Origin of the sequence: Mesorhizobium sp. M7A.F.Ca.CA.002.05.1.1 (assembly GCF_003998335.1) — a bacterium.
In the GTDB taxonomy this organism is placed as follows: domain Bacteria; phylum Pseudomonadota; class Alphaproteobacteria; order Rhizobiales; family Rhizobiaceae; genus Mesorhizobium.
The window spans coordinates 1-3,758 of the sequence record NZ_RZQI01000601.1 but is presented as its reverse complement, the minus strand read 5'-3'; the positions used below and the strand labels follow the sequence as shown (position 1 = coordinate 3,758).

Sequence of the window (3,758 nt, the reverse complement as noted above, 5' to 3'; positions counted from 1 at the left end):
GTCAGCCTCGAAAGCATTGTCTTGTTCCTGATCATCTTCCTGTGGACGCCGCCGCATTTCTGGGCGCTGGCGCTGTTCAAGTCCGAGGACTATGCCAAGGCCGGCATTCCGATGATGCCCAACGTCGCCGGCCACGCTTCGACCCGCCGCCAGATCTTCGCCTATGCGCTGGTGCTGGCCCCGGTCGGCGTGCTGCCGTGGCTGCTTGGCTACACCACGCCGTTCTATGGCGTGGCCGCCCTGCTTCTGGGAGTCGGTTTTGTCTGGTACGCGTGGAAAGTGCTTAGCATGGCCGACGATGACCGCGTCATGAAACCGGCCAAGGCCCTGTTCGCCTATTCGCTGCTTTATCTCTTCGCCATCTTCGCTGCCTATCTGGCCGACAGCGTTGTCGAACGCGCGCTTGCCATGGGTGGAGCATGACCATGATCGAGGAAAAGCTCGAGACCGTCACGTTGACCGAGCGTCAGAAGAAGGCGCAGCGCAGCCGTTCTATCGCCATCGGTGTGGCGCTGGCGCTGCTGGTGGTCATTTTCTACATCGCGACGATCGTGAAGTTCGGCCACAATCTGGGCACGATGTGATGAGCGTCGGGACCTCCAAAAAAGCGGCTGGCAAGAACGGCAACGTCATCGTCGCGGCTGTCTGCCTCGCCTTTTTCACCGGCATGATCGGCATGGCCTATGCCGCGGTCCCGCTCTACAAGATGTTTTGCCAGGCGACCGGCTATGGCGGCACGACGCAACGTGCCGAGAAGCAGTATGCCGGCCGCGTGCTCGACCGCGAGATCACCGTCCGCTTCGATGCCAACATCGCTGGCGTGCCGTGGGAGTTCCAGCCGGTCCAGCGCTCGATGACGATGAAGATCGGCGAGACCGTGCAGGCGCACTATCAGGCGACCAACAAGTTCGATCGTCCCGTGACCGGCCGCGCCACCTTCAACGTGCAGCCTGAACTGGCGGGTCCCTATTTCAACAAGGTCGAGTGCTTCTGCTTCACCGACACGACGCTGAAGCCCGGCGAGACACTGGACATGCCGGTCCTGTTCTACGTGGACCCCGACATCGTCAATGTGCCGGAACTGAAGGACGTGAAGACGATCACGCTGTCCTATACGATGTTCCCGGTCGAGAAGGCCAAGCCGGTCGCCTCCTCGGAGCCGGCCAAGGGCAATAGCAAGACAATTTCGAATACCGAAGCAAATCTCGGGGGTTGATATGGCAGACGCGCACGCAAAACCACAGCATGACTATCATCTCGTTGACCCGAGCCCGTGGCCTTTCCTGGGATCGGTAGGCGCACTTGTCGCCGCCTTTGGCGGCGTCTGCTTGATGGAATACCTGAAGGGCGGCTCGTTCCCGATCTTCGGCTTCAACATCGCCAATCCATGGCTGTTCTTCATCGGTCTCGTGATCATCCTCTACACCATGTTCGCCTGGTGGTCGGACACGATCAAGGAAGCGCATGAGGGCCATCACACGCGTGTCGTGTCGCTGCATCTGCGCTACGGCATGATCATGTTCATCGCCTCGGAGGTGATGTTCTTCGTTGCCTGGTTCTGGGCCTATTTCGATGCCAGCCTGTTTCCGAGCGAAGTCCAGCAATATGCCCGCACCGCGTTTACCGGCGGTGTCTGGCCGCCGAAGGGCATGGAAGTTCTCGACCCCTTCCATTTGCCGCTCTACAACACCGTCATCCTGCTGCTGTCCGGCACCACGGTGACCTGGGCGCACCATTCGCTCATCCATGGCGATCGCAAAGGCCTGATCAACGGCCTGGTGCTGACTGTTGGCCTCGGCATGCTGTTCACCATGGTGCAGGCGTACGAGTACATGCATGCTCCGTTCGCCTTCAAGGATTCCATCTATGGCGCCACCTTCTTCATGGCGACCGGCTTCCACGGTTTCCACGTCATCATCGGCACCATCTTCCTGTTGGTCTGCCTGATCCGGGCGATGAAGGGTGATTTCACCCCCAAACAACATTTCGGCTTCGAGGCGGCCGCCTGGTACTGGCACTTCGTCGACGTGGTCTGGCTGTTCCTGTTCGCCTCGATCTACGTCTGGGGATCGGTCGGCGCGGTGATCGAGGGCCACTGATCCTGGCCTGAGGAATTTCCGTTTGGGGAGGGGCGGCCGCGGCAATGTGGCCGCCTTCTTCTTTTTGGCGCAATGATCGCTGATCGATAGCCAATGCGGCTGACAATTTTCCGGGCCATTTGCGCATTGATGATCGCGGCACTCCCGGCCTTTGCCGGCGAGAAGGTGGATCTGGTGCGTGTCCACAAAGCCGAACGCCGGCTGGAACTCATCGGCGACGGCAAGATCCTGCGCAGCTACGGCATCGCACTCGGCGGCGATCCTGTCGGGCATAAGCACCAGGAGGGCGATCAACGCACGCCCGAGGGGAACTATGTCCTCGACTGGCGCAACCCGAACAGCATCGCGCACAGATCGATCCATATTTCGTACCCCAATACCGACGATCTGGCGGCCGCCAGGGCGCGCAATGTCGACGCGGGCGGCATGGTCATGATCCACGGCCAGCCAAACGGTTATGGCTGGTGGGGCTGGCTGCTTCAATTGGTCGACTGGACCGACGGCTGCATTGCGGTTACGGACTCCGATATGGACGAAATCTGGGCGATGGTGGCCGATGGCACACCGATCGAGATCGAGCGGTAGGCAATGAGTGGCAAGATGAACTGGTTGCCGGTCGATCTGAAATCGAGCGGTAAGCAATGAGCGACGACTCTTCCAAGAGTGAAGATAGGGCGATCTGGCCGCCGATCGATCCGATCTCGGCCGGCCTGCATGGCCGTTGCCCGCGCTGCGGCGAGGGGCGGCTATTTTCCGGCTTCCTCACCGTCGGCAAGCGATGCGTCAATTGCGGCCTCGATTATTCCTACGCTGATGCCGGCGACGGGCCGGCGGTGTTCGTGATCCTGATCATCGGCTTTATCATCGTCGGCCTGGCGCTCTGGGTAGAAGTCACGTTCAGCCCGCCGCTCTGGCTGCATCTGCTGGTCTGGATTCCGCTGGCTGTTGTGCTGTGCTTGACGGCGCTGCGGCTGATCAAGGGCGTGCTGCTGACGCTGCAATACCGCAACCAAGCGGCCGAGGGCCGGCTGGATCGCGGCGAATGAGCGAGGCTTCCATTAAAACTGACGGTCGTTCGCGGCCGCGATCGGCATTGCTGCTCGGCCTTGGCCTTGTGCTGTTCCTGATCCTGCTGGTGCTCGGCACCTGGCAGATGCAGCGCCTGTATTGGAAGGAAGGCCTTCTGCAGACCATCGACCAGCGCACCCATTCGGCTCCGTTGCCGTTGGTTGCGGTCGAGAAAGAGTTCGCCGCCACCGGCGATGTCGATTATACGCCTGTCACCGTCACCGGCACGTTCCTGCATCAAGGCGAACGCCATTTCTACGCGACCTGGGAGGGTGATGCCGGCTTCAATGTCTACACGCCGCTGGCGCTCGACGACGGACGCTTCGTCCTGATCAATCGCGGCTTCGTGCCTTACGATCTGAAGGACGCCGCCAAGCGCGCCAAGGGACAGGTGGCTGGCAGTGTGACGGTCACCGGGCTGGCCCGCAACCCGCTGCCGGGCAAGCCGTCGATGATGCTTCCCGACAACGACGTGGCGAAGAACATCTTCTACTGGAAGGACCGCGACGTGATGGCTGCAAGCGCCGGTCTGCCGGCGGGCGCCGCGCTGGTGCCGATCTTCATCGACGCAGACAAGACGCCAAACCCAGG

The 3,758-nt window shown here is 61.1% G+C and carries 7 protein-coding genes; all 7 read left to right on the top strand.

Annotation, left to right across the window (positions count from 1 at the left end):
* Positions 1-423 (top strand): UbiA family prenyltransferase (locus EN939_RS24810; RefSeq protein WP_164751196.1); only part of this gene is annotated, 423 nt, incomplete at its 5' end.
* A gap of 2 nt (positions 424-425) precedes the next feature.
* Positions 426-584, top strand: coding sequence for a hypothetical protein (locus EN939_RS24805; RefSeq protein ID WP_013532777.1), 159 nt, complete (start codon positions 426-428; stop codon positions 582-584).
* The gene (locus EN939_RS24800) at positions 584-1,216 is read left to right on the top strand and encodes a cytochrome c oxidase assembly protein (protein ID WP_127270322.1); all 633 of its coding nucleotides are present in this window, start codon (positions 584-586) and stop codon (positions 1,214-1,216) included. The genes EN939_RS24805 and EN939_RS24800 overlap by 1 nt, the downstream gene beginning before the upstream one ends.
* Position 1,217: 1 nt before the next feature.
* Positions 1,218-2,099, top strand: a complete 882-nt coding sequence (locus EN939_RS24795) for a cytochrome c oxidase subunit 3 (RefSeq protein ID WP_127270321.1) — start codon at positions 1,218-1,220, stop codon at positions 2,097-2,099.
* A gap of 93 nt (positions 2,100-2,192) precedes the next feature.
* Positions 2,193-2,684, top strand: coding sequence for a L,D-transpeptidase family protein (locus EN939_RS24790; protein WP_127270319.1), 492 nt, complete (start codon positions 2,193-2,195; stop codon positions 2,682-2,684).
* A gap of 56 nt (positions 2,685-2,740) precedes the next feature.
* Positions 2,741-3,145 (top strand): DUF983 domain-containing protein, encoded by a 405-nt coding sequence (locus tag EN939_RS24785; RefSeq protein WP_127270316.1) that lies wholly within the window; start codon positions 2,741-2,743, stop codon positions 3,143-3,145.
* Positions 3,142-3,758, top strand: a 617-nt coding sequence (locus tag EN939_RS24780) for an SURF1 family protein (protein ID WP_164751195.1), incomplete at its 3' end; no start/stop codon positions are given. The genes EN939_RS24785 and EN939_RS24780, both read left to right, overlap by 4 nt.